This is a genomic window from Campylobacter mucosalis (genome assembly GCF_013372205.1).
In the GTDB taxonomy this organism is placed as follows: domain Bacteria; phylum Campylobacterota; class Campylobacteria; order Campylobacterales; family Campylobacteraceae; genus Campylobacter_A; species Campylobacter_A mucosalis.
The window spans coordinates 472,264-496,655 of record NZ_CP053831.1; the positions used below are offsets into that span (position 1 = coordinate 472,264).

General features: G+C 36.8%; 26 protein-coding genes. 20 read left to right on the forward strand and 6 right to left on the reverse strand.

The window, feature by feature from the left end:
* Genes guaB through dapE form a run of 10 tightly spaced genes read left to right on the forward strand, consistent with a single transcriptional unit; the run spans window position 1 to window position 11,014 of the window.
* Window positions 1-1,452, forward strand: a complete 1,452-nt coding sequence (gene guaB / locus CMCT_RS02415; protein ID WP_034967930.1) for an IMP dehydrogenase — start codon at window positions 1-3, stop codon at window positions 1,450-1,452.
* The gene (metX, locus tag CMCT_RS02420) at window positions 1,452-2,564 is read left to right on the forward strand and encodes a homoserine O-acetyltransferase MetX (protein ID WP_034967935.1); all 1,113 of its coding nucleotides are present in this window, start codon (window positions 1,452-1,454) and stop codon (window positions 2,562-2,564) included. Before guaB ends, metX begins: the two co-directional genes overlap by 1 nt.
* Complete coding sequence (gene xseB / locus CMCT_RS02425) at window positions 2,557-2,736, forward strand: exodeoxyribonuclease VII small subunit (RefSeq protein WP_034967938.1); 180 nt, start codon at window positions 2,557-2,559, stop codon at window positions 2,734-2,736. Before metX ends, xseB begins: the two co-directional genes overlap by 8 nt.
* Window positions 2,729-3,541 carry a carbon-nitrogen hydrolase family protein gene (locus CMCT_RS02430; protein WP_034967940.1) on the forward strand — a complete coding sequence of 271 codons (813 nt, stop codon included), beginning with the start codon at window positions 2,729-2,731 and terminating at the stop codon, window positions 3,539-3,541. The genes xseB and CMCT_RS02430 overlap by 8 nt, the downstream gene beginning before the upstream one ends.
* On the forward strand, window positions 3,535-4,098 hold the full coding sequence (locus tag CMCT_RS02435) for a DNA-3-methyladenine glycosylase I (protein WP_034967942.1): 564 nt from the start codon (window positions 3,535-3,537) through the stop codon (window positions 4,096-4,098). The genes CMCT_RS02430 and CMCT_RS02435 overlap by 7 nt, the downstream gene beginning before the upstream one ends.
* 1 nt (window position 4,099) lies before the next feature.
* Window positions 4,100-5,404, forward strand: a complete 1,305-nt coding sequence (gene murC, locus CMCT_RS02440; RefSeq protein WP_034967945.1) for a UDP-N-acetylmuramate--L-alanine ligase — start codon at window positions 4,100-4,102, stop codon at window positions 5,402-5,404.
* Complete coding sequence (locus CMCT_RS02445; RefSeq protein ID WP_034967948.1) at window positions 5,404-5,757, forward strand: hypothetical protein; 354 nt, start codon at window positions 5,404-5,406, stop codon at window positions 5,755-5,757. The genes murC and CMCT_RS02445 overlap by 1 nt, the downstream gene beginning before the upstream one ends.
* Window positions 5,753-7,963 carry an endonuclease MutS2 gene (locus tag CMCT_RS02450; RefSeq protein ID WP_425321197.1) on the forward strand — a complete coding sequence of 737 codons (2,211 nt, stop codon included), beginning with the start codon at window positions 5,753-5,755 and terminating at the stop codon, window positions 7,961-7,963. The genes CMCT_RS02445 and CMCT_RS02450 overlap by 5 nt, the downstream gene beginning before the upstream one ends.
* Before the next feature lie 52 nt (window positions 7,964-8,015).
* A complete protein-coding gene (locus CMCT_RS02455) occupies window positions 8,016-9,914 on the forward strand; it encodes an EAL domain-containing protein (protein ID WP_051654849.1) in 1,899 nt (632 codons plus the stop codon).
* Window positions 9,911-11,014 carry a succinyl-diaminopimelate desuccinylase gene (dapE, locus tag CMCT_RS02460; protein ID WP_034967951.1) on the forward strand — a complete coding sequence of 368 codons (1,104 nt, stop codon included), beginning with the start codon at window positions 9,911-9,913 and terminating at the stop codon, window positions 11,012-11,014. The genes CMCT_RS02455 and dapE overlap by 4 nt, the downstream gene beginning before the upstream one ends.
* Window positions 11,015-11,025: 11 nt before the next feature.
* On the opposite strand, the gene CMCT_RS02465 is transcribed toward dapE, so the two are convergent.
* A complete protein-coding gene (locus tag CMCT_RS02465) occupies window positions 11,026-12,084 on the reverse strand; it encodes a TRAP transporter substrate-binding protein (protein WP_034967953.1) in 1,059 nt (352 codons plus the stop codon).
* Window positions 12,085-12,197: 113 nt separating this feature from the next.
* On the opposite strand from CMCT_RS02465, the gene pyk reads away from it, so the two are divergent.
* Complete coding sequence (gene pyk, locus CMCT_RS02470) at window positions 12,198-13,649, forward strand: pyruvate kinase (protein ID WP_034967956.1); 1,452 nt, start codon at window positions 12,198-12,200, stop codon at window positions 13,647-13,649.
* Here pyk and hisG read toward each other — a convergent pair whose 3' ends face one another.
* From hisG to CMCT_RS02495, 5 genes are read right to left on the reverse strand one after another with little or no spacing between them, the layout of a single operon-like run.
* Window positions 13,650-14,264 (reverse strand): ATP phosphoribosyltransferase, encoded by a 615-nt coding sequence (gene hisG, locus CMCT_RS02475; RefSeq protein ID WP_034967959.1) that lies wholly within the window; start codon window positions 14,262-14,264, stop codon window positions 13,650-13,652. It lies immediately after the preceding gene.
* Window positions 14,261-14,881 (reverse strand): type III pantothenate kinase, encoded by a 621-nt coding sequence (locus CMCT_RS02480; RefSeq protein ID WP_169752874.1) that lies wholly within the window; start codon window positions 14,879-14,881, stop codon window positions 14,261-14,263. The genes hisG and CMCT_RS02480 overlap by 4 nt, the downstream gene beginning before the upstream one ends.
* Entirely contained in the window at window positions 14,868-15,200 is a 333-nt protein-coding gene (locus CMCT_RS02485; protein WP_034967962.1) for a hypothetical protein, read from the reverse strand. The genes CMCT_RS02480 and CMCT_RS02485 overlap by 14 nt, the downstream gene beginning before the upstream one ends.
* Window position 15,201: 1 nt before the next feature.
* Complete coding sequence (locus CMCT_RS02490; protein ID WP_034967965.1) at window positions 15,202-16,203, reverse strand: outer membrane protein assembly factor BamB family protein; 1,002 nt, start codon at window positions 16,201-16,203, stop codon at window positions 15,202-15,204.
* On the reverse strand, window positions 16,203-16,766 hold the full coding sequence (locus CMCT_RS02495) for a YfgM family protein (protein ID WP_034967969.1): 564 nt from the start codon (window positions 16,764-16,766) through the stop codon (window positions 16,203-16,205). Before CMCT_RS02495 ends, CMCT_RS02490 begins: the two co-directional genes overlap by 1 nt.
* 120 nt (window positions 16,767-16,886) lie before the next feature.
* On the opposite strand from CMCT_RS02495, the gene gatC reads away from it, so the two are divergent.
* The 9 genes from gatC to CMCT_RS02540 are packed head-to-tail and all read left to right on the forward strand — an operon-like array spanning window position 16,887 to window position 24,288.
* Window positions 16,887-17,174: an Asp-tRNA(Asn)/Glu-tRNA(Gln) amidotransferase subunit GatC gene (gene gatC, locus CMCT_RS02500; protein WP_034967972.1), complete on the forward strand. Its 288-nt coding sequence runs from the start codon at window positions 16,887-16,889 to the stop codon at window positions 17,172-17,174.
* Between the two features lie 4 nt (window positions 17,175-17,178).
* Complete coding sequence (locus CMCT_RS02505; RefSeq protein ID WP_034968241.1) at window positions 17,179-18,252, forward strand: type IV pilus twitching motility protein PilT; 1,074 nt, start codon at window positions 17,179-17,181, stop codon at window positions 18,250-18,252.
* A gap of 1 nt (window position 18,253) precedes the next feature.
* Window positions 18,254-18,862, forward strand: coding sequence for a CvpA family protein (locus tag CMCT_RS02510; RefSeq protein ID WP_034967974.1), 609 nt, complete (start codon window positions 18,254-18,256; stop codon window positions 18,860-18,862).
* Window positions 18,859-19,329, forward strand: coding sequence for a Fur family transcriptional regulator (locus tag CMCT_RS02515; protein ID WP_034967977.1), 471 nt, complete (start codon window positions 18,859-18,861; stop codon window positions 19,327-19,329). The genes CMCT_RS02510 and CMCT_RS02515 overlap by 4 nt, the downstream gene beginning before the upstream one ends.
* A 24-nt stretch (window positions 19,330-19,353) precedes the next feature.
* On the forward strand, window positions 19,354-20,865 hold the full coding sequence (gene lysS, locus CMCT_RS02520) for a lysine--tRNA ligase (RefSeq protein WP_236844968.1): 1,512 nt from the start codon (window positions 19,354-19,356) through the stop codon (window positions 20,863-20,865).
* Window positions 20,862-22,106 (forward strand): serine hydroxymethyltransferase, encoded by a 1,245-nt coding sequence (locus tag CMCT_RS02525; protein ID WP_034967982.1) that lies wholly within the window; start codon window positions 20,862-20,864, stop codon window positions 22,104-22,106. Before lysS ends, CMCT_RS02525 begins: the two co-directional genes overlap by 4 nt.
* On the forward strand, window positions 22,106-22,648 hold the full coding sequence (locus tag CMCT_RS02530; RefSeq protein ID WP_034967984.1) for a DUF1882 domain-containing protein: 543 nt from the start codon (window positions 22,106-22,108) through the stop codon (window positions 22,646-22,648). Before CMCT_RS02525 ends, CMCT_RS02530 begins: the two co-directional genes overlap by 1 nt.
* A 9-nt stretch (window positions 22,649-22,657) precedes the next feature.
* Window positions 22,658-23,503 carry an SPOR domain-containing protein gene (locus CMCT_RS02535; protein ID WP_034967987.1) on the forward strand — a complete coding sequence of 282 codons (846 nt, stop codon included), beginning with the start codon at window positions 22,658-22,660 and terminating at the stop codon, window positions 23,501-23,503.
* A complete protein-coding gene (locus CMCT_RS02540; protein ID WP_176324998.1) occupies window positions 23,503-24,288 on the forward strand; it encodes a shikimate dehydrogenase in 786 nt (261 codons plus the stop codon). The genes CMCT_RS02535 and CMCT_RS02540 overlap by 1 nt, the downstream gene beginning before the upstream one ends.
* Window positions 24,289-24,392: the final 104 nt, after the last annotated feature.

The following is a 24,392-nucleotide window of genomic DNA, read 5'->3' on the forward strand; positions in this document are numbered from 1 at the left end:
ATGAAGATAATTAAACGAGCTTTGACATTTGAAGATGTCCTTTTAGTGCCACAATACTCTGAAATTTTGCCAAAACAGGTTGATATAAAGAGCAAATTTAGCAAAAATGTCACGCTAAACGTCCCTATTGTTTCAGCCGCTATGGATACGGTTACAGAGCATAGAGCGGCGATTATGATGGCACGTCTAGGCGGTATTGGCGTAATTCATAAAAATATGGATATAGCCACTCAGGCAAAAGAGGTAAAACGTGTGAAAAAAAGCGAAAGTGGCGTCATAATTGATCCGATTTTTATAAAGCCAGACGCCACGATTGGCGAGGCGTTAAACTTAATGTCAGAGCTTCATATCTCTGGTGTGCCAGTCGTTGATGATACGCATAAATTAATAGGAATTTTAACAAATAGAGATCTTAGATTTGAAACTGACCGCACGATAAAAGTCAAAGAGCGTATGACAAAAGCACCACTAATTACAGCTCCAAAGGGTTGCACGCTTGATGATGCAGAGAAAATTTTTAGCCAAAACAGGGTTGAGAAGCTACCGATCGTTGATGAAAATGGCAGACTTGACGGACTTATTACTATAAAAGACCTTAAAAAACGCAAAGAGTATCCAAACGCAAATAAAGATAGCTACGGCAGACTTAGAGTCGCAGCCGCCGTTGGCGTGGGTCAGCTTGATAGAGTGGAAGCGTTAGTTGGAGCTGGGGTTGATGTGATTGTTATGGACTCAGCACACGGCCACTCAAAGGGCATTATTGACACGCTTAAAGAGATAAAGGCAAAATTTAAAGGCGTTGATGTTGTCGTTGGCAATATCGCAAATCCAGCTGCCGTTAAAGACTTAGCAGAGGCCGGAGCTGACGGCATAAAAGTAGGCATTGGGCCTGGCTCAATTTGCACGACTAGAATCGTTGCTGGTGTTGGTGTGCCTCAAATTTCAGCCATTGATGATTGTGCGAGTGAGGCGGCAAAATACGGCATACCAGTTACTGCCGACGGCGGACTTAAATACTCAGGCGATATCGCAAAAGCCCTAGCAGCAGGGGCTAGTTGCGTTATGGCTGGTAGTTTGTTAGCTGGTTGTGAAGAAACCCCGGGCGAGGTCATAACTCATCAAGGCAGACAATACAAAGCCTACCGCGGTATGGGCTCAATCGGAGCGATGAGTCGTGGTAGCAGTGATAGATATTTTCAAGAGGGCACAGCAAGTGAAAAGCTAGTGCCTGAGGGCATTGAAGGGCGTGTGCCGTTTAAAGGCAGTATGAAAGATGTCATTCATCAGCTCTTAGGCGGACTTCGCTCGGCTATGGGCTATGTTGGTGCAAAAGATATTACCACGCTTCAAGAAAGAGCCGAGTTTGTTGAGATTACAAGTGCAGGACTTAAAGAAAGCCACGTTCACGACGTAGTTATCACACACGAAGCACCAAATTATAAAGTTAATTAATGCTAAATTTAAAGACTGGCCGTGCTAAATTTGATGAACCGCTATACTTAGAGAGCGGACGAATTTTAAGTAGCTACGAGCTAGTCTATGAAACTTATGGCGTTTTAAACGATGATAAATCAAACGTCATTATCATCTGCCACGCTCTAACTGGCTCACACCACGCCGCTGGTCAGTATGAAAATGATGATAAAAAGGGCTGGTGGGACGCACTTATCGGCAGTGGCAAGGCGGTGGATACGGATAAATTTTTTGTCATTTGTGTTAGCATTCTTGGCTCACCACACGGCTCAACATCGCCTTTAAGCATAAATCCAGATACAAAGCGTGAATATAGGCTAAAATTCCCAGTTTTAACGATTAGCGATGTAGTAAAAGCCCAAATTAGGCTGTTTTCTAGGCTTGGCATTTATCACGCTCACGCCGTTATCGGCGGTAGTTTAGGCGGTATGCAAGCACTCTGTTTTGCGATTGAATTCCCAAAATTTGCCACGCACACCATAATAATGGCAAGCACTTATCAGACCAAACCTTGGGCGATAGCGTTTAATAAAATCGCAACAGAAGCGATTATAAACGACCCCGAGTTTAAAAACGGCGAGTATGACGCAAATTTTATCCGTCAAAACGGTTTAAAGGGCTTAGCCTATGGGCGAATGGCTGGACACATTAGCTTTTTAAGTCCAGATTCAATGAACGCAAAATTTGGTCGCAACTATGTCGCCACAGACGGACTTTACGAGCTTTTTGGCAGATTTAGCGTAGATACTTATATGGAGTATAATGGCTATAATTTTCCAAAACGCTTTGACCCATTAAGCTATCTTTACATCACAAAAATGATGAATATCTTTGACTGCACACGCCATTATGACAGCCTAAAAGACGCTCTAACGCCCATAGTTTCAGATATCACGCTCATTGCATTTAGTGGCGATATCCTCTTTCCGCCAAGCTGTATGAGTGAGATTGGTAAGAACTTAAAGCAAATTGGCAAGGCAAAATGCGAGTATATTTTAATTGATAGCGACTACGGACACGACGCATTTTTAGTTGAAATTGATAAATTTGAAAAATATGTAAAAGAGATTTTGGAGAGTAAAAATGAGTGAAAATTTTGAAGAAAAGATAAAAAAAGCAGAAGAGATTTTAAGCAAACTTGATAAAGAAGACGTGGCACTTGATGAGAGTATTAAACTTCACAACGAGGGCAAGGAGCTACTAAAACAAGCTCGTTTAATCCTAGAAAATGCCAAGCTTAGTATCGAGCAGGTCAATGAGTAAGATAGCCCTTTTGCAACTAGCAACCTTGCCACTTAGCCAGTCAAGGCTTGATTATTACCTTAAAATTTGCAAAGACAAGGGTGCAAATCTTGTAGTACTTGGCGAATACGTGCTAAATAGCTTTTTTAAAGAGATTGAAACAGCCCAGCCAAATATAATAAAACAGCAGAGCAAGGAGAAAAAACAAACTCTTTGTGAGCTATCTAAAAAGTATGATATCACTATAATCGCTCCAATCATAATGCCCTTAAAAAGTGGTTTTATCAAGTGTATGGCTAAATTTGAAAACGCACAGGTAAAATTTACAAAACAGCAAATTTTAATGCCTTACCCACACTGGAATGAGGCTAAATTTTTTGCAAACAAGTCTGAAAAGCTAAATTTTTTGACATTTAAATATGAAAATTTAAAAATCGGCGTGGCTTTTGGCTTTGAAGCGCATTTTGATGCCACTTTTTTAAATTTGATGTCTAAAAAGATAGATGTTTTATTATTACCAACGGCTAGTACTTTTGAGAGCAACAAACGTTGGGAGGAGCTACTAAAAATGAGAGCTTTTACAAATAACATATATATTTTAAGGGTAAATCGCATAGGCTCATACAAGCCAAAACCAAAGTGTCAAAGTGGCGATGAAATTTGGAAATTTTATGGCGATAGTTTTATAGTTTCTCCTTTTGGCGAGATTGCTAATAGGCTTGGAAATGATGAGGGAATTTTAATAGCAAATATCGATAAAAAGGAGCTTTTAAACGCTAAAGCGACTTGGTGTTTTAGCGTTTTATCTGGTAAAATTTTATGCTAAAACGTTGCGAATGGTGCGAAAAAGACGATCTTTATAGAGCCTATCACGATAATGAGTGGGGCGAAATAGAGCGTGATGAGCAGAGGCTTTTTGAGTTTTTGGTGCTTGAGTGTATGCAAGTTGGGCTTAGTTGGCACACGATTTTAAAAAAACGTGAGGCGATGAGAGTTGCTTTTGACGGCTTTAATGTAAATAAAATTGCACTTTACGATGATAAAAAAATTGAAATTCTAATGCAAAATGAAAACATTATCAAAAATCGCCTAAAACTAGCTTCGCTCTCACAAAACGCGAAAGCATTTTTAAAAATCCAAAGTGAATTTAGCTCGTTTTATAGCTATATTTGGGCTTTTGTGGGCGGTAAGCAGATAAAAAACAGTTACGATGATATAAAGCAAATTCCAGCAAAAACGGATTTGAGTGATAAAATTTCAAAAGATATGAAAAAACGTGGCTTTAAATTTCTAGGAAGCACCACGATTTACTCGTTTTTACAGGCTTGTGGTGTTGTAGATGATCATTTGAGTTATTGTTTTAAATTTAAAAAAGGGATATAAGTTGAAAAAGGTTCATTTTATAGGCATTGGCGGTATAGGAATTTCTGCGATTGCTAGATTTTTAAACGAAAAGGGCTACACCATAAGCGGTAGTGATATTAAGGAGAGTAAGATAACAAACGAGCTTAGAAGTGAGGGCATAGAGGTTATCACTCCACACTCTAAAGATGCTATAAAAGATCAAGATTTTGTGGTTTATTCAGCCGCTATAAAACCTGATAATATCGAGCTAAAACAGGCAAAAGAGCTTGGGATAGAGTGCTTTTCAAGAAAGGAAATTTTGCCATTTGTTTTAGAGGGCAAAAAGGTCTTTTCAGTTGCTGGAGCACACGGCAAAAGCACGACAAGTGCAATGCTTGCTTCACTTATTGAAGGCTCTGCTATAATTGGTGCGGTTTCAAAGCAATTTGGCTCAAATATGCGTTATGAGCCAAGCGAAAATGTCGTTTTTGAAGCCGATGAGAGCGATTCTAGCTTTCTAAACTCAAACCCATATCTTGCTATCGTTACAAACGCAGAGCCTGAGCATATGGAGCATTATGATTATGATATGGAGAAATTTCACGCAGCTTATCGCGGTTTTTTAGAACGTGCAAAAGTGCGAGTGATAAACGCCGAGGACGAGTTTTTGGCTACTTTAAAGCTTGACGCCATCCGCCTTTACCCAAGCACAGATATTACTGATATGACTATGGTTGTGCGTGATTTTAAGCCATACACCAGCTTTAACCTTAAAAATTTAGGCAGGTTTGAAGCTTATGGTATGGGCGAACATATCGCTATTGACGCTAGTCTTGCGATATTAGCAGCACTTGATGAAATTTCGTTAAAGCAAATTCGTCAAAATCTTTTAAATTTCAAAGGAACAAAAAAACGCTTTGACGTGCTTTGTGCAAACAATAACTTTGTGCTTATAGATGACTATGCTCATCATCCAACCGAGATAAAAGCTACGCTAAAATCGGCTTTTGAATATGCAAAAATTTTGGGGCTTTCTCGTGTTGTGGCTATTTTCCAACCACATCGCTACACGCGTTTAAGTGCGAATTTAGACGGATTTAGAGAGTGTTTTAGCGGTGTTGATGAGCTTGTGATACTGCCTGTTTATGCAGCTGGAGAGTCGCCTATCGATGTTGATATGAAGAGTGAATTTAAAGAGTATAATCCTGTTTTTACTAAGCAAGTTTGCAGGGTTGATGAGGCGATAGAATTTGTTGATGAATTTGGTGTTAAACACCGCCTTGATGACGGTCTGATAGTAGGCTTTGGTGCCGGAGATATTAGCACTCAGCTTAGGGGTGAGTAATGCTTAGATATGCTTTTGTTATTTTGGCGCTAGTAGTGCTATTTGTGGCACTTTGGGCGATAAAAGATGAAAAATTAAGCAAGAAAAATAAGGTGCTTTTAACAGCCTTAGCATTTTTAGCTATGCTTTTTGCTTACTTTTTTCAAAGTGTTCAAGATGATAAGCACTCTAAAAATTTGGAGCTTTTAAAGCATTTTAAACAAGGCAAGGTTCTAGTTTGTAGTGATATAAATGTTACAAATACGAAATTTAACTACGAATTTGGCACATCTTGCTTCTTGCCAAAACGCGAATTTAAGGAGCTTAACGGACTTGTGCTTAAAATTTCTGATTGTAAGGTTTTAAGTGATTAACGAACAATTTGACGCTATTATCAAAAAACTAGATTTAGGCGATTATTTTGATAAATTTTCTAGCTTTTTATCTAGAGAAAAGCCACTTTTTATGCAGGGTGACAGCAAGGTTCATTTTGAAAATATTAGCGAACTTTGCAAACGTCAGTTTGATTGTCCGCAAAAAAGCATAAATTTAGACGACGCACTTGCAAGACTTAGCAAACAAGCAGTGCTTCACATAAGTGAAATTTATGAGTTTGCTAAAATTTTAAATTATTTTTTATATCTAAAAACGATAGGTTTTGAAAATAGGCTTGGCGAGTGGTTATCAAAAATTCAGATCGAGCAAAATATGCGAGATCTAGCACTTAGCTTTGATAAAGATGGCGAGTTTAAAGATAGCATTGATGAGAGATTTAGTTCTTTAAAAGAGTCTTATGAGCTTAAAAAAAAGCAGATAGACTCCGAGTTAAGACGCATAATTTATTCAAAAAACCTAACCGCATATCTTGTTGATACGCAAGTTCATTATGTAAATTCTCAAGAAGCTTTGCTGGTTAGAGGTGGTTTTAACCACGTTTTAAAGGGTGTTGTGATAGCAAGAAGCTCTGGAGGATATTTTTATGTCACTCCAACGGCGATTGATAAGCTTAAAAAAGAGCAGACTGAAATTTTAGACAGACGCGAAGAGATCGTTTATGAGCATTGTAAACGTTTAAGTGGCGTTATGCACAAAGCTTTGGCATTTTTAAAATTTATAAATAACGCATTTGATCAGTTTGACGCGTATCAAGCAAGAGTTTTTATGGCAAGGACAAATGATTTTAGCTTCTTGCTAAATGATAACTCAAGCGATATTATTTTAAAGGAATTTGCTCATCCAGCACTTAAAAATCCAAAGCGAGTAAGCATAGAATTTAACAAAAAAATCCTTCTTATCACCGGCGTAAATGCTGGTGGAAAATCTATGCTCTTAAAGTCCATTATAGCAGCCGCATTTTTATCAAAATACCTACTGCCTTTTAGTGTAAATACAAAGGGCTCAAAGATAGGCACATTTAAAGAATTTGACGCTATTATCGAAGATCCGCAAAATGTCAAAAATGATATATCTACATTTGCTGGACGTATGGTTGCTTTTTCTAAAATTTTTAGCAAAAAGGGGCTGGTTATAGGCGTAGATGAGATTGAGCTGGGCACTGATTTTGAGGAGGCAGCTAGCCTTTATAGTGTAATCATTCAAAAACTTACGACGCAAGATATAAAAATGATAATAACCACTCATCATAAACGTTTGGCTATGCTTTTATCTAAAAATAGCGAAGTCGAGCTTGTCGCAGCCCTTTATGACGAGGCTCTTACAAGGCCAAAATTTGAGTTTTTAAAAGGCACGATAGGTAGATCATACGCCTTTGAAACGGCAAACAGATACGGTATACCGCTAAATTTGGTAAATGAAGCAAAGAAGCTTTATGGCGATGATAAGCAAAATTTAAATGAAGTGATAGCAAAAACGCTAAATTTAGAGACCCAGCTTAAAGAGCAACTAGATAGTGCTACTAAAAAAGAGCTTAAGCTAGATGCTTTGTTAAATGATCTAAAAGAACAAAAAGAGCTTGAACAAAAAAGGACAAATGAGACTATAAATAGACTCGAGCTTGAGTATTTTAAGGCGATAAATGAAGCTAAAAAAGCTATAAAATTTGACGATATAAAAGATAAGCAAAGAACGATAAACAGGGCGAATGAGATTAAAAAAACTATCCAAAAGCCAAAAAGTGAAATTTATGAGGAATTAAAGGTTGGCGATAGCGTAAAATACGGCAACGTTAGAGGCGTAGTTCAAAGTATAAATAAAGACGAAGCGACAATCCTAAGTGACGGCATAAAATTGCGTTTACCACTTACACATTTGCGTAAAAATGGTCAACCAATAGCACCACCAAAAACAGCTGTAAAACTAAGTGTGCAAAAGCCACAAACGGCAAGTGTTACGCTTGATTTGCACGGACTTAGGGCTGATGAGGCCATTGATAGGCTTGATAAATTTATCTCAGATAGCCTTGTTCTTGGCTTTGATGAGGTTATTGTGTATCACGGTATAGGTACTGGTAAACTTGCTTTTGCGGTTAAGAATTTCCTAAAAGAGCACCCTAGTGTTAAGGAGTTTTTTGACGCTCCGCCAAATCAAGGTGGATTTGGTGCTAAGATAGTTAGATTTTGATTTTAAGCTTAAGAATGATAAAATAATTAGGTATACTTGAAGGGATAAAGTTATGTATGATAAATTTAAAGCCGAAAAAACAAAAGCGATAGCCATAACGATCTCGACTTTGTTTGGTGCTTTTATTGTGTTGCTATTTGCTGTTTTTTACTACAAATACGAAAATGCGATAGAGGCTGGAAGCACAAACTACCAAAAACGAGCAGAATTTTCTATGCATAAAGTTATGGAGGATTTTAAAGCCATAAATGACAAAAATGATCGTGCCCAAAAGCAGATTTTCTTAAACAATATTTCAAACAAAGCTTATATTTTAAAACGTGATGGAAGTGGAATTTATAGGATAGATACCACAACCGACAGAAAATACGGCGTTGCTGATGAGTTTTCTGATAAGTCCTGTGGCAACGGCTTTTATAGACATAGTTTTTCAAGCCCATACTTTTATAAGGAAATTTTATCTGAAAATAGGGTCTTTGTCTGTATTTTTGACAAGTTTGATGACTACATAGTTGGCTTTAAAACGATATACTCTCACGGACTTTCTAGTACTCAAGATAGCGATTTTAAAGAGTGGTTGGTTAAGAATTTAGCACTTACTTTTGTAGCCTGTATGGTGTGTGCCTTTATCGTTTCATTTGCATTTTTGTGGGTATTTTCAAAATATTTTAAAGTAAAGCAAGAGTATTTTTATGTCAAAAAAGAGAGCAAAAAAATCGCAAGAGACATTAAAGCACAGCTTTATATAGATCCGCTGACTGGACTTGGTAATAGAGCTGCCCTTACACAGGCTTTAAGGGAGTGCGATAAGCCAAAGATAATCGTTATAGATATTGATGATTTTAGCCGTATGAATGACTATTATGGCAAGGAAATTTGTGATAAGGTTATTGTTTATATGGCAAATTTGATAAAAGAATTTGCTAAAAATGAGGGTATGCAGGCATTTACTATCTTAGCTGATCAGTTTGTGTTACTAGAAAATGGAGATTTTTTCATAGATAGATACGAGGATTTAGCGACTGAGCTTTTGGGTAGATTTAAAGGCAGGCTTATAAATATTAAAGATGATGATGGAAATTCTATTGATATTGAGATACATAGCACTATAGGTTTTGCACTTGATAAAGACCATACTCTTATGAAAGCTACAACAGCGCTTAAGGTGGCAAAGGTGTCAAATAAGGACTTTGTATGCTATTTTAAAGGCTTAAATAAAAAAGATGAGTATGCAAATCAAATTGAACGCTCAAATTTAATAAGAAGAGCAGTTGTAAATAATAATATAGTGCCTTTTTATCAGCCAATTTGTGACGCCAATGCAAAAGTCGTAAAATACGAGTGTCTTATACGTATCGTAGAGAGTGGAGACATAGTTTCTCCGCATATATTTTTAGATATCTCAAAACGTATTAAACGCTATGCAGAGCTTCAAAAGATGGTTATACAAAGAGCGGTTGAACATCTTGTAAAAAATGAAAATCTCGTTTTATCTATAAATTTAAGTGCTAGAGATATGACTGATGGTAATGTTAGCGTTTTATTGCTTAAGCTTTTAAACCAGCACGAAGTGGCTGAGCGTATCATATTTGAGATAGTTGAAGATGAGAATATAGAAAATGTTGAGCGTGTTGAAAATTTCATAGACAAAGTTAAGAATATGGGTGTTAAAATCGCCATTGATGACTTTGGCTCTGGGTATTCAAATTTCTCATATATTTTAAAATTAAGACCAGATTATATCAAAATAGACGGCTCTATCATTAAAAACGTAGATATAAACAACGACTCTTATATGATAGCTCGTGCGATTGTCACGTTTGCTAAGGATTTGGGTATTAAGACCATTGCTGAGTATATCCATTCAAAAGAGGTTTTTGAGGTATGCAAAAGACTTGGCGTTGATGAATTTCAGGGCTTTTATCTTGGTATGCCTACGGATAAGATATGAGTGATGTTTTAGAGTTTTTAAATAGACTTTTAGAATTTAAAAGTATTACTCCAGATGATGATGGTTCGCTCAAATTTATAGCTGATTTTATGCCTGAGTTTGAGGCTAAATTTTTAGAAAAAAATGGCACAAAAAACCTGATTTTAACTAAAAAATTTGGAGATGAAACTCATCTGGCTTTTGCCGGTCATCTTGATGTAGTTCCTCCAGGTAACGGCTGGGATATTGACCCGTTTACCCCAACTATAAAAGACGGCTACATTTACGCTCGTGGCACACAAGATATGAAAAGCGGAGTTGCTGCGTTTGTATGTGCGTGTAAGGACGCTAAAAATTTTAACGGCACACTAAGCCTGATCCTAACTAGTGATGAAGAGGGCGATGGTACTTATGGGACGATTGAGGCGCTTAAATTTTTAAAACAGCAAGGAAATTTACCAGAATTTGCCGTTGTGGCTGAGCCTACTTGCGATGAGAAATTTGGCGATACTATCAAGATAGGCAGACGAGGCTCTATAAATGGTAAAATACTCATCAAAGGAAAACAAGGACACGCTGCATATCCGCAAAAATGTGTAAATCCAGTTCATCTTTTGGCTCCCATTTTTGCTAAATTTGCAGGTTATGATATGGATAGTGGGAGCAATTTTTTTGACCCAAGTAAAATAGTCATAACCGATATACGTGGCGGTATGCAAGTTTGCAACGTCACTCCAAACGATGTTAGTATAATGTTTAATATAAGAAACTCAAATTTAACAAGCGTCGATGATGTAAAATCATATATCAATAGTATTTTTGCGGGGATTGATTTTGAGTACGATATAAAGCAAAGTTCAAAGCCATATTTAACTGATAAAGATAGCAAAGTTGTAAAGGCTCTTGCTAAAAGTGTGGATAAAATCACTGGCATTACTCCAGAACTAAATAGCAAGGGCGGCACTAGCGACGCTAGGTTATTAGCAGAGTATGGCGTAAAAGTTGTAGAATTTGGCGTAAAAAACGATAGAATCCACGCTGTAAATGAGCGTGTCGGAATAGATGAGGTTATAAAACTTTATGAAATTTTTAGCGATTTGATAGAAAATTTTAGGGGATAAGCCCCCTAAAATTATTTTGTCTTATCAATATAAGCGTAGTCTGAAATTTTAGTCCACTCTCTTGCTTTTTTCAAAAATGCACGTTGTGAGTCAAGAATTTCTTTAAATAGCGGATCTTTTGCCGCCTCTTCATCTAGCAACTCATCTGTTGCTTTTTTAAGTGCTTGTATGATCTCTGGACTAAATGAGCGAATTTGTATATCTGGGTGCTCTGACTTCATCCTATCTAAGAAATTCGAGTTCTCATAAAACACCTTTGCATTTGCATTTAATGCTACTCTAGCTGCCGCACCATCTATGATAGCTTGTAAGTCTGCTGGGAGTTTTTCGTATGTTTTTTTATTGACAAAAAATTGAGTTTCACCATTTGGTTCTTGCCAACCCGTGTAGTAAAATTTTGCCACCTTATCAAAGCCAAGTGCCATATCATACGCAGGACTTACCCACTCAACCGCGTCTATCGTGCCCATTTCTAGTGCCATATATAGTTCGCCAGGTGCTATTGTGTTTATTAGCATACCAACTTTTGCCATAACCTCGCCACCAAAACCAGCTGTGCGGATTTTTAGACCCTTTAGGTCATCTAGTGAGTTTATCTCTTTTCTAAACCAGCCACCCATTTGCATTCCAGTATTTCCAGCGTTAAAAACCTTGACATTGTATTTATCATAAACCTTCGCCTCAAGCTCTTTTCCGCCACCATATAGATACCAGGCTGTTTGCTCGGCTTGATTCATCATAAATGGAGTAGCTGTAAAAAACATAGTTTTTGCGTCTTTGCCTTTGTAGTAGTAACTTGCTGTATAACCTATGTCATATTGATTTGATTTAATAAAGTCAAGCATAGCAAACGAGGATTTGTGCTTTGACGGATAGTCGATTCTAACCTCGATGCGACCATTGCTCATCTTCTCAACTAGCTCTTTAAATTCCTTTGGAACTTCGCCAAGCACTGGCATTGTGCTCTCCCACGTACTAGCAAGTTTAAGCTTATAAACCTTGTCGTCCGCACCAAAAGCCATAGACGCAAGAGTTGCCAAACCAAGCAGTGTTGCATATATCTTTTTCATTTTTACTCCTTAAAAAAATCTAGATATTATACATAAAAAAGCTTTTTAAAGTTTAAATTTAGTCCGTTTAAAGATAAATGCGATAAAATTGGGCGTAAAATAAAGGATTTTGTATGATAAAACGCACAAAAATTGTAGCAACACTAGGACCCGCAAGTGATAATCTAGAAACGATAAAAAAGATGATTGTGGCTGGTGTTAACGTCTTTCGCCTAAATTTTAGCCACGGCACGCACGAGTATCACAAGCAAAACATTGATAAGATAAGACAGGCACAGAGTGAGCTTGGCATTAGAGTTGGGATTTTACAAGATATTTGTGGGCCAAAAATTCGCATTGGTAAGCTTGAAAATCCTTTTGAGCTTTTTAGTGGCGATAGGCTTGATATTTATGCTAATGAAATTATGGGCGTAAAAGTAGCCGAAAATCACTACAAAACTTGTATAAATCAGCCTCAAATTTTAAGTATGCTAAAACCAAACGAATACGTTTATCTTTATGACGGCAATATCCGTGCAAAGGTGGTGGCTGTAAATGAAAATTTTGTCCAAACCGTAATCGAAAATCATGGCGTTTTAAGTTCAAATAAGGGTGTCAATTTCCCAAATACCAAAATCGGCATTGAGGTTATTACACCAAAAGATAGGGCTGATATGGAATTTGGTGCAAAAGAGTGTGTGGATTTTGTTGCTATTAGCTTTGTTCAGGACGCAAATGATGTTTTAAAGGCTAGAAAAATTCTAAACGAGCTAAAATCAAAGGCAAAAATTCTCTCAAAAATAGAGAAATTTGACGCTGTTGAAAACATCGATGAGATTATAAATTTAAGTGATGGCATAATGGTTGCGCGTGGGGATTTGGGTATTGAAGTACCCTATTATGAGGTGCCAACAATCCAAAAGCTAATCATCAAAAAGGCAAATGCGCAGAGCAAACCAGTCATCACAGCCACACAAATGATGCTCTCAATGGCGTCAAACGAAACAGCAACAAGAGCCGAGATAAGTGACGTCGCAAATGCTGTGCTTGACGGCACCGACGCTGTTATGCTTAGTGAAGAAAGTGCAGTTGGCATTAATCCTGTTGCGGTTGTTGAAGCGATGAGCAATACAATCGTTCAGGTACAAAAAATTTACCCATACAATAAATTTGATGAGTTTGAGTTTTTAGATGAAACCGATATGGTAGCCTCATCGGCGGCTGCTCTTGCTTATCGCTTAAAGGCTGACGGCATTATTTGTATTACGGGTTCAGGCAAATCGGCTTTAAAAGTGGCTAGAAACCGCGCAAATATCGATATCATCGCCATTACTCACGATGAGCAAATCGCTGGGTCGCTAACACTTGCTTGGGGTGTTGAAGCTGCAAATTTTACGCTACCAAAATGCGATACGATTACGCTTTTGCTTACAAAGATGATCTCACAAGCTGTAGAAAAAGGCATAATTGATGAAAATAAAACCTACCTTGTAACAGCAGGTTTTCCAACTGGCGTTGAGGGTAGTACAAACTTTATGCGAATTTTACGCAAAGAGCAGATTAGGCATTATCTAAAGCAAATTTAATCACTTTGAAATTTCAGCTTTTATCTTATGATAAAGGCTTAAAATTTCATCTTTTTTAATGATAAAGCTATTTTTGTTTGCGATTAGATGAGCTGAGCTTTGCATTATGGTTTCAGCCACCTTTAGCCCGTTTTGCTTCATTGTTGTGCCTGTTTCAACGACATCCACGATAGCGTCGGCAAGTCCTACAAGTGGAGCAAGTTCGATCGAGCCATAGAGCTTTATGATTTTTAGAGCTATTGCCTTTTGCGCGAAGTAGTTTCTGGCGATATTAGGCATTTTTGTTGCAATTTTTATCTCCGGACGCGTGTAGTCAATGGTATCATCTTGTCTAACGCCCACACACACCTTGCAGTTTCCAACACGCATATCAAGAAGTCTAACCACATCAACCTTATGCTCCTCAAGTACGTCAAGTCCTACTACGCCAATGTCGGCAGCTCCTTCTGTTACATAGGTTGGTATATCTTGGTTTCGCACCAAAAAAAAGCGAAAATCTCCCTCATCAAGGATTAGTTTTCTATCTTCAAAAATAAACGTCAAGCCAAAAATTTTTCTAAAAATTTCAAGTGTATCGTCGGCAATCCTGCCTTTTGGGAGCGCAACTTTTATCATTTTATACCTTTTTCGTTTATGAGTTTTTGCATAGAGCGAAAAACTAGCATTTTATCGTATATAGCATTTTTAAAAAATCGTGAGAGAAATTCGCCATCTCCGCCTGTAAAATATACGTTTTTATCTTTTATAATGCCATTTAGTAGCGTGACTATCGGCTTTATTATCCCGTAGCTAACGGCGTCCGCGGTCTTTTGCGGGAATGCGTCTAAATCAACTTGGGAATTTAGTGTAACCTTTAGCCTTTGAGAAATGCTCTCATACGATTTTAGCATAGATGTGATTCCTGGTAGTATATATCCGCCAAGGTGCATTGAATTTGCCATAATATCAACCGTTATCGCGCTCCCAGCATCAACCACTACGCCGTCTTTTATACCGTAGCAACCAGCTATACGGTCTATCCCAAGCCCCTGATATATCGTATCTATCTCAAAGTATGGCTCAAGATCTATGAAATTCTCACTCCTACTTAGTTCGGATTTTATCCTGTCATTTACGCAGATAAAATAGACCTTTTCATCTGTTTTGATATTAAAATTTTCTATACCAAGGCGAGTGATTTTGCCGTCTTTAAAAAATGTGGCGTTTGTGTTGCCTATATCACACAAAGTCATAACATCTCCAATCACCACCCTCTAGTGCTTTTATGGCTTTTGAGCAAATTTCTGACTTGTAAAATAATATACGCTTTTTGATATTAAAATCGTAGCTTTTTTCGATATTTGCACAAATTTCATTTAACGCATCACTATCTTTTTTTAAAAATCTAGTTTTAGCGTTTCTTATAAAAACTAGCGTGTAATAACCCTTTAGATCAACTCCAAGGAAAATTTCCAGAGTTTTAGAGCGTGAAAATTTTGATGTTTCAAGCCTTTTTAGATCTTTTAAAATGAGTTTTTTGCTCTCAAAAATAGCACAAATTTGCTCGTTCATATTAGAATTCTATAAACTCATCATCGTAGTAGAATTTACCTCTTCCCATAAAACTTTTATCCTCTATCTCGTTGCTAAATTCGAAAATTTTAGGGTTATTTAGGTCTAAATCGGTTTTGATGATATATCCAGTTTTTTCAGCTATATAAAGGCTATCGTTTGAGATTGTTGCGTCTGAGAAGATTGCAAATTTAAAATAGCTTTTAGCTAGAGTATTTAGGGCTAAATCGGTTTTTCTTATACTGCCGTCTTTTAAGAAAATATATAAATTTTTCTCATCTAGCAACACGCTTTTAATCTCCCCGTCAAAATATATCGTCTTTTGTGGGTTTATCACGATTACGCGTTTTGCGGTGCTTGCGATCATATAATCATCTACGACGTCAAGATATGTGATGTTGTTAAAGAAGTTTTCAGAACTGACAACTATATCGCGTAAAATTTGAGAATTTGCTTTATTTACTATATAAATTTTGCCATCTAGTGACGGATAGATGATAATAGTGCTTAAAAATAGTGGTGCTGCCACACGTGAGTCTATGGCTGAAATTTCACTAGATTTATACTCCATTAGAGTTTTTGACTCAAAAATATCAATAAGATAGATGTGGTTTGCTGCACTAACTGCTGCTAGTAGGTTGTTTTCTAGTGACGCTGAAACTACCGAAGTTGGAAACGTTCTTGAGAACACGACTGCTCCGGTGCTATCTGTTACCATAAGTTCGCCATTTATGTTTGTAGATATAAACATATCGTTGTTTTCAGATAGTAGATAAAATCCATCTTGTAGTTTTACGTTGCTATTTAGCCCGTCTTTTGTGATGATATTGCCGTTAGAGAGTGTAGCTCCTCCAGTTGATGTGTATTTTATCGAGCTTGGCAAATTTGATGATAGTTTCATACTACCGTCTGTAGTTTCTGGCTCAAAATATTGTCTTTTTGTATTGCAGCCTGTTAGTAATAAGGCTAGGATTGTGGTTAGAAGTAAGGCTATTTTTTTCATTATTTATTTCCCTGATAGTGTTGTAAATTTTTAACTATGCTGATTAAAGCAGAATCTTGTGGAATTTTGCTAAACTCAAGTTTTGATTCGCTGATTTTGTCATCTTTTAGTAATCTATATCCTTTTAAAAGCGTATCGTAATCGCCCAAAATTTCGCCGCTAGCATTGCCAGTGTAGGCTGAGAAAATTTGCTTTAATACAGGATCTATATTTTCATTTAGTAACGTTTGTATAGATGAGGTGTCGTTTTTATCTTGGAACTCTTTAAATTTCACTAAAGCATATAGTGACGGAGCGTCTTTTTTAAGCAACTCTATGGCGTTTTGATCGGTAGAGTTTTCTAAAATTTTAGAGTATGCTAAATTTGTATTTTCTACGCGGTTTTGCTCAACAAATTTTAGTGCGTAAAAGCCTATAAGTGCGATAATGCCTAATGTTATTAAAGCTATAAATAAAAATTTATACTTTTTAAAGAATCTCTCACCTTTTATCATCCCCTCTAAAAACTGCTCTTGCGTGCTAAGTTCATCTTTGATAGCTTCGATATTTTCTTTTATAGCCAAAATGTTTCCTTATTTTTTGATTTTGATTTGTGATTGTAGCATAAATAAATTTAAAATAGCACAAAATTAAAGCTTTAATGTGTTATAATGTGCGTAAATTTTAATTAAACGAGGCTTTATATGGTTATTAACGACACGCTTTTAGATAAACTTGAGAAGTTATCATCGCTAAAAGTGAGTGATGATAAACGCGAAGAGATAAAAAAACAGCTAGGCGAGATAGTGACGTTTGTTGAGGTGTTAAACGAGCTTGATTTAGATAACGAAGAGGCGGTTGTAAGTGCTATAAAAGGTGGCACACTTTTGCGTGAAGATATAGCAAAGCAAAGCGATGTGATAGACACGATACTTTCACACTCGCCATCTCGTGAGAGTGGGTTTTTTGTAGTTCCAAAGATTATTGAGTAGTGTTATGGATAAAGTGGCAAAGATACGCTCTTTATTAGAAACGGCAGTTTTGCAAAAGGCTAGTGACTTGCATTTAGTTGCCGACACAAAGCCACAGGTTCGTATTTGCGGAGTTTTATCTACTATAAAAGATGAAATTTTAGACGCAGATGAGATAAAAAATATTTGCTATTCGCTCCTAAATGATACGCAAATAAGGGAGCTAGAAAGCCATAAAGAGCTTGATTTTGCCTTTAGTTTAGATGGAGTTGGCAGATTTAGAGCCAACTACTATCACACAATTGATAGCAAACTTGCTGCGGTTTTTCGTGTGATTAGTGAATCTATACCTGCGTTAAGTGATATTGACGCACCAAGTGTTTTAAAAGAGATAATAAACAAGCAAAAGGGTTTGGTTTTGGTAACTGGTGCGACAGGCAGTGGTAAAAGCACCAGCATAGCAGCTATGTTAAATGAGATAAATTTAACTCAAAAAAAGCATATTATAACCATAGAAGATCCAGTTGAGTTTATCCATAAGAGTCAAAATTCTCTATTCTCACAAAGGAATGTAGGCACGGACACCCTTTCTTATGCTAGAGCCTTAAAACACGCTCTTAGAGAAGATCCTGATATAATTTTTATAGGAGAGCTAAGGGATGCTGAAACAATCTCAATAGCTGTAAGTGCGGCAGAAACAGGACATTTGGTGTTTGCTACGTTACATACAAACTCGGCAATTCAGACGATAAGTAGGATAGTAGACAGCTTTGATGGAGGAGAGCAAACTCAGGTAAGAAGTATGCTTGCTAGTTCACTATCAGCAGTCATCTCGCAGGTTTTAGTGCCTAGAGTTGATGGTGGCAGAGTGGCGATATATGAGGTTCTTCTTAATACTCCAGCTATTTCAAATTTGATTCGTGAAAATAAACTTGCTCAAATTTACTCTCAAATGCAAATTTCTCAGGCTCAAACGAATATGCAAACGCAATCTCAAGCTCTAATAAAGGCGTTAAGGCAAAGGCAGATTACAAAAGAGGTCGCCTTGCAATACTCAAACAACCAACAAGAGCTTTTAAATTTAATAACAGGTGTATAATATGCAGTCAATAGTATGGTTTGATGTGATAATCATAGGTGCCGTTTTGATACTAGGATTAAAAGGGCTAATAAACGGGCTTATTAAAGAAGCTTTGGGGCTTATAGGGCTTATAGGTGGACTTATTCTTGCTAGTAGATTTTCGGGTGTTGCTGGGGAGTTTATCCAGTCAAATATATATAAATTTGAAAACACTTCACTGCTTGATTTTATAAGCTTTATAGCTGTTTGGCTTATTTTTTGGCTATTTTGCCTATTGGTTGGTAAAATTTTATCTAAGTTAGTTGGTGCTAGTGGGCTTGGCTTTTTAGATAGATTGGGCGGTTTTATCGCTGGTAGCGGTAAGATATTTTTGACACTTTCTGCCATTTTAGCTATCATTGCAAATACAAATTTAAGCGTAAAGATTGAGCCATTTTTTCAAAACAGCAAGGTTTATCCTGTTTTGCTATCGACTGGAAAATGGATAGCAAACATCGATGTTAAGGCACTTAAAAACGATATAGACAGTGTAGTTAACACCCCAAAGGATGATAAAAAAACGGATATTTTTATTAAAATGGACGGAAATTTAAGCGTGGAAGATAATGCAACAAAGGAGAACAGATGAGTATCGAAAATTTAGAGTACGATACACTACTTGAGAAATTTAAAAGAGTGCTTCGTGAAAATGGACTAAAATACACAAAACAGCGCGAGGTACTTTTAAAAACACTTTATAATAATGAAGAGCATTTTACTCCAGAAAAACTCTATCTGTTTATAAAGGAAGAGTATCCTGAGTTAAATGTAGGCATAGCAACCGTTTATAGAACTCTAAATTTACTAGAAGAGTCTGAGATGGTGACTTCTATTAGCTTTGGTTCTCAAGGTAAGAAATTTGAACTAGCAACAAAGCCACATCACGACCATATGATTTGTAAAAAATGCGGTCTTATAATAGAATTTGAAGATGAAGTGATAGAAAAACGTCAGATTACAATAGCAAAAAATCACGGATTTAAACTAACTAGTCATATGATGCAGTTATATGGAATTTGTGAGCAGTGCAATAAAAATAATATCAAAGGTAAATAATTTAGGGAAGGTGACGGGTAAGTGATATTTGATAATCAGTTTGAAATACAACGCCTACAAACGGTGGACGAATTAAAAGCACAAGGGATAAATCCATATCCGCATTTTTTAAGAAAAGATATGACAATAGCCAAATTTAGGGCTAAATTTAACTATATAAACGAACTTGACGATAAAAAAGAAGATAGTATATTAGTAGCACTCGCGGGTCGTATAAAGCTTATGCGTATAGCTGGTAAAGCTGTATTTGCAAATATAGAAGATGAAACAGCTGGTATACAAATTTATTTTAATAAAGACAGCCTTGGCGAGGATAAATTTAACATAGTCAAAAAGAGTGTTGAAGTCGGAGATATCGTTCGTGTGCGTGGATATGCTTTTATTACAAAGACTGGAGAATTTTCTTTATACGCAAAAGAGATTGACTTGGCGACTAAAGCGATATCTCCGTTGCCTGAGAAGTATCACGGACTTGTTGATATCGAGATGAGATACCGCCAAAGGTATCTTGATATGATAATGAACCCAGAGATTAGAAATGACTTTAAAAAACGCTCAATCATCATATCAACTATAAGAAGATTTTTTGAAGATAGTGGGTTTTTAGAGGTTGAAACCCCTATGATGCATCCGATTGCTGGTGGTGCAAATGCAAAGCCGTTTGTCACATATCATAATGCACTAGGTGTTGATAGATATTTGCGTATAGCCCCTGAATTGTATTTAAAACGCCTTGTTGTTGGCGGACTTGAAGCTGTTTATGAGATGAATAGAAATTTCCGCAACGAAGGTATGGATCTAACGCACAATCCAGAATTTACGAGTATAGAATTTTACTGGGCTTATCATACGTATCGTGACCTTATGAACATTACCGAGGCCCTATTTAACACGCTTCTTGATAAGCTTGATATGCCAAAAATTATAGATTTTGATGGTATGAAAATAGATTTTTCAAAACCATTTGCTAGGATAAATTATAAAAAAGCCTTAGTTGAAATAGGTGGTATAGACGCAAGTATTATTGATGATAGAGATAAAATTTTAGCAAAGCTAAAATCGGACGGCTTTGAAGCAAATGAGAAGCTTGATCTTGGTCACTTACAAGCCGAGCTTTTTGATAACTATGTTGAAGAAAAACTCATAAATCCTACATTTATTGTTGATTTTCCTATATCTATAAGCCCACTTTCACGTAGAAGCGATGAAAATCCAGAAGTTGCCGAAAGATTTGAGCTGTTTATTGCCGGTAGAGAACTTGCAAATGGATTTAACGAGCTAAATGATCCAGTTGATCAATACAACCGCTTCTCTGCTCAAATAAAGGCAAAAGACGCTGGAGATGATGAAGCCCACGAGATGGACGAGGACTATGTAAGAGCACTTGGATATGCTATGCCGCCCACAGCGGGCGAGGGCATTGGTATTGATAGGCTTGTTATGTTGCTTACTAATAAAAAATCAATTCGCGATGTTATACTATTCCCTGCGATGAGACCACTAAAATCAGAAAATCATTTAAAGGAGATAAAGTGAGTTTAGAGAATTTTGACAAAGAAATTTTTGATTTAACACAAAAAGAGTTGCAAAGACAATGCGACCACTTAGAGATGATAGCTAGCGAAAATTTCACATATCCTGAAGTTATGGAAGTTATGGGCTCTATACTTACAAACAAATATGCTGAGGGTTATCCTGGCAAGAGATATTATGGTGGTTGTGAATTTGTAGATGGCATAGAAGAGATAGCAATGGAGCGTGTCAAAAAGCTTTTTAATTGCGAATTTGCAAACGTTCAGCCAAATTCTGGCTCTCAGGCAAACCAAGGCGTATATGGGGCGTTTTTAAATCCAGGAGATAAAATTTTAGGTATGGATTTAAGTCACGGCGGACACCTAACTCACGGAGCAAAGGTTAGTAGTTCTGGTAAGATGTATGAGAGTTTCTTTTATGGTGTTGAGCTTGACGGATATATAAACTATGACAGAGTTTTAGATATTGCAAAGATAACAAAACCAAAAATGATAGTATGTGGTGCTAGCGCCTATGCTAGAGAGATAGACTTTAAGAAATTTAAAGAGATAGCAGATGAGGTTGGGGCGTATTTGTTTGCGGATGTTGCGCACATTGCTGGTTTGGTAGTAGCTGGTGAGCATAATAGCCCGTTTCCGTATTGTGATGTGGTAACCTCTACGACTCATAAGACCTTGCGTGGACCAAGGGGTGGTATTATTATGACAAATAACGAGGAGTTTGCTAAAAAGATAAACTCTAGTGTCTTCCCTGGTATTCAAGGCGGACCGCTTATGCACGTAATTGCCGCAAAGGCTGTTGGCTTTAAGCATAATCTCTCGCCTGAGTGGAAGGTTTATGCAAAGCAGGTAAAAGCAAATGCCAAAAAATTAGGTGAAATTTTAATAAAACGCGGATATGATTTGGTTAGTGGTGGTACTGATAACCACTTGGTTTTATTAAGTTTGCTTAAAAAAGATTTTAGCGGAAAAGATGCAGATATGGCACTAGGAAACGCTGGTATAACTGTAAATAAAAACACCGTTCCTGGCGAGTATAGAAGCCCATTTGTTACAAGTGGAGTTCGTATAGGCTCTGCTGCACTTACGGCTCGTGGTATGAAAGAGGGCGAGTTTGAGATTATCGCAAATAAAATTTCAGACGTGCTTGATGATATAAACAACACAGAGCTTCAAGCAAAAGTAAAAGCCGAACTAAAAGAGTTGGCACATCAATTTATAATTTATGATAGGGCGATGTTTTAATGCAAAGTATAGATACCGCACTAATAAAGATGATAACCGATCACTACTATATAAAGCGTGATACGATTGTTAATAAAATAGAGTATAAGGGTAAGACCTTTTATGATAAATTTGAGAGAATAAACGAGCTTTTAAATTTCAAAGTCATAAAAGAGCACGAGGAGCGAAAGATAACGGTCGCACACTCATTGGTTAATAGATTTGATAAGGTTGAAAACATTGTATTTGACTACAATGGTAGGACACCAGATAGATTTTGGCATAGAGCACAGCTGCTTTTACGTGAAGAGGGTTTTATAAATTTCACAGCCTACACAAGCAAAACAGAGGGGCATTTGCACCTTTATGTTCATAAAGGCCACACGACATTTAATGAGGCTTGCCAGTTAGCCAATATGCTTAGTATGAAACTATCACAGCGTTTGGCAAAGGAGTGGAGAATGTTTCCTACGCTTGATTTGCCTAAGGAATTTAATATTTTGGCTTTGCCTTATGAGCTCTATCAAAAAGAGCGAGGGGCTAGCTGGTCTAAACATATGTAAGGAGGACGTATGCACACAAATAACGAACTAAAAGATATTTTATTAAGCAATGACGAAGAGAGTAGCTCTGGTAAAAATAAGAGAATTTTAATGAGTGTGGCCGCGATAGTTATACTATTTTTAGCCGTGATTGCTGTTATGAAGATAATAAACACAGATCCAGAAAATAACGAAGTAGCCGAGCTTGACTCTAGGCTTGTTTTGCCACCAGCACCAAGTGAGTCTAGACAAATATCTCAAAGCACTACAACTTCTCCTGTTGTAGTTGAGAAAAAGAGCGATGAACAGCTTTTTGAGCAAGTGCCTATAATACCAGAAAATAAAAGTAAAGATGATTTTGAAGATATGGTAAAAAAACTCAAAGGCAACGAAAGCTCAAAGTCCCAAACCGCGGTTGCTACACAGCAAAAACCTGAAATAAAAGCAGAAGTAAAGCCTGAGATTAAACCTGAAATAAAACAAGAAAAAGTCGAGCCAAAACCGGTTGTTGTGCCAAAAACTGAACCTGTTCAAACTACTAAAGCTGAACCAAAGAAAAACGACGCAAAGATACAAAAGAAATCTGAAGTCGCAAAAAACGCACAAAAGAGTGTAAAAAAAGAGCAAGCCACACAGCCAAAAGCTACTAAAAGCGGCAGTGCTTACGTGCAGGTTCTAGCCACCTCAAAGCCAACTCCTGACGCTAACTACATAGCTAAAATTACATCAAAAGGGTATAGTTATACCACCTTAAAGGCTGGTGATGTAACTAAAGTTTTAGTTGGTCCATTTTCTAATGAAACGGAGCTAAAAAACGCATTAAGCGATATTCGTAAAGATATTGCACCAGGTGCGTTTGTTTATAGAGCTAAATAGTGAGAGTTTTTGCCGTATTTGGAAATCCAATCTCACATAGCATATCGCCTAGACTTCACAATAAGGCGATATGCGATCTTGGACTTAATGCTGTATACACTAGAATTTGCTTAGAAAATGGTAGTGAGCTTATAGATAGGTTTAAAATTTTAAAACTAAGCGGGGCAAACGTGACCCTGCCACACAAAGCTTATGCCCTAGAACTAGCCGACATTAAATCAGAAATGGCCTGTAAAATAGGCTCAGCAAACACTCTTGTTTTAAAAGATAATAAAATTTACGCCCATAACACCGACGCACCAGGCTTTTTATCGGCTATTTTACCATTTGGCAAGATTAAAACAGCACTAATTTTAGGAGCAGGTGGGACAGCAAAAGCTATCGCCTACGCACTAAGAGAGTCTAAAATAAGTGTTAATTTGATAAATAGAAGCAAAGACAGGTTTGTGGATTTTGCTGAATTTGAGTGTTTTAGCTATGAAAATTTTACACCAAAACCTTATGATCTTATCATAAATTCAACTTCTGCCGGATTAAATGACGAGAACTTACCGGCTCCTATTGAAATTTTATCTGAAATTTTTAGCCACTCAAAATTTGCATTTGATGTGATTTATGGGCGTATTACACCATTTTTAGATATGTCTAGTCGCTTTGGATTAACCACAAAAGATGGTGCTGATATGCTTTTATACCAAGCCGTTTTGGCTCTAAATTTATTTTATGACAATACGCTTGATTTAGAAAAAATAAAAATTTCTATGTCCAAAGCACTCTACCTATAAAATTCTTAATCTTTAAAACTACGCTAAATATAGCGATTATTCTAAATTTATACATATATTTTGATATGAATTATTAAATATAAAATTAAAATTCTTATATAAGA